General features: G+C 43.9%; 3 protein-coding genes and 1 pseudogene. 3 read left to right on the forward strand and 1 reads right to left on the reverse strand.

Translation table 11 applies throughout. The features are described 5' to 3' along the window. From B7Y67_RS17710 to B7Y67_RS17720, 3 genes are all read left to right on the forward strand, one after another. On the forward strand, positions 1-251 hold a 251-nt coding region (locus tag B7Y67_RS17710), incomplete at its 5' end, for a hypothetical protein (RefSeq protein ID WP_293599757.1). 25 nt (positions 252-276) lie between these two features. After that, positions 277-615 (forward strand): hypothetical protein, encoded by a 339-nt coding sequence (locus B7Y67_RS17715; protein WP_293599758.1) that lies wholly within the window; start codon positions 277-279, stop codon positions 613-615. Between the two features lie 59 nt (positions 616-674). After that, a complete protein-coding gene (locus tag B7Y67_RS17720) occupies positions 675-1,190 on the forward strand; it encodes a DUF6803 family protein (RefSeq protein WP_293599759.1) in 516 nt (171 codons plus the stop codon). 61 nt (positions 1,191-1,251) lie between these two features. On the opposite strand, the pseudogene B7Y67_RS17725 reads toward B7Y67_RS17720, so the two are convergent. After that, a pseudogene (locus B7Y67_RS17725) lies at positions 1,252-1,522 on the reverse strand (hypothetical protein); the annotation flags it as partial.

Genomic DNA, 1,522 nt, shown 5'->3' on the forward strand with positions numbered 1-1,522 from the left:
GCAGCAAAACCTCTTCCTCTTTGGATCTTTTAAAAACGCTTGAGCCAGATATTGCTTTTGCTCAGAATGGTTACCGTAATCGCTATGGTCACCCGCATCACACTGTGACGCAGCGGTATCGTAATTTGGCAATTCCTTTCCATCAAACACCGCTAACAGGCGCTCAAATATGGACTTTTAGGGCTAATACTCATCAATCTCATGCAGTCAATTTTTGGAGGGAGCAATCTAAGAAGCTGTGGCACCGTTAACGGGAATAAGTCGTACACTTAATAGATGAAAAAAATAGCCATTCTTCTATTTTTAAGTGTTTTCGTCAGCATCATTCATGCTGCCACGATGCCTATTGGATTAGATCGGTCCAATATTGCAGCGAGTGCGCCTTCGAGTCACGAGCACTGTCATGAGGCTAACACCGCGGATGCTCAGGAGGGTGGCAGCAAGCAAGCGAAGTGGAATTCAGGCCATTCTTGCTGTTCAGTAGTGGCAGTACTTATAAATACATCCATGTTTGACTCGCCTACTCAGTCTGATGACTACCTTGCAAGCCAGTTCTTTGTAGCCATTTCCAATATAGCTGAATCTATCTACAAACCTCCAAAGCGTGATCTGTAATTCATCCCCAATGAAGGGCATGTATTTGCCTTGAGATCATTTAATTTTGGAGAAGCATCATGAATATGACGCACTATATGGAGTTGTTGGCTGACAACCAGCCTTGGAATCTCATTATTTTTATGGCAATACCTATCGTGCTTGCCGAAACTCTGGCGATTACAGAGCTGTACATTCTGTTTACTCGCCGTTTTTCTGGGTTCGTATATCACCTCAATCGCTTTTCTGGTACTACGGTTGGGCTCTACTTTATTGGCATCATTGCGTACCTGCTGACTACAGCAGTAGTTCCCATTACGCAAAATTATCAATGGAGAACGGCAATTGATGTGATTGCAGTTGGCAGCTATTTGATTGGTGGTTTGCCATTAATTTGGATTGCGCTGCAGGAGTTTGGCTTGGTGAATGCATCGCTAGACCAAATGGGCAAGCTTAGAGTTCATGCTATCTGCGTGGCCTTGTTTCTGGTATTTGGGCACATTGCCATGATTGCCGGGATGCTAGACCCTTCTCTTCTTGGGTATACGGCGGCCGATGGGCACCATATGGGCTCGGGAGCACACTCTGGTCATTAGAGAGTGAGCATGGGGTGATCTTCTAATAGGAGATCACCATCCGCTGAACCAAGCTTTAAGCCTATTCAATAATGATTTCAACCTGATTCAAATCCTCAAAAGAGGCAATGTTTTTAATGTGCTTATGCTTGAGTAGCTCTGGAGACTTCGGATCAATGACAAAGGCTTTATCGGCCAGTAACAACATATCAAGATCATTTAAATGGTCTCCAATAGCCCAAACTTCAACGAAGCTGGGTTTATTGGTTTTGGAGAGAAAGCGTTTAATTACATTGCTTTTGCAAGGTTGTAAATTGCCGTGACTACGATCGGGGTAAAAGTCTTTATTCAGA

The organism is Polynucleobacter sp. 35-46-11, assembly GCF_002281105.1.

Coding starts and splice junctions, on each gene's coding strand:
- B7Y67_RS17715 (WP_293599758.1), top strand. CDS start 277: ATGAAAAAAATAGCCATTCTTCTATTTTTAAGTGTTTTCGTCAGCATC.
- B7Y67_RS17720 (WP_293599759.1), top strand. CDS start 675: ATGAATATGACGCACTATATGGAGTTGTTGGCTGACAACCAGCCTTGG.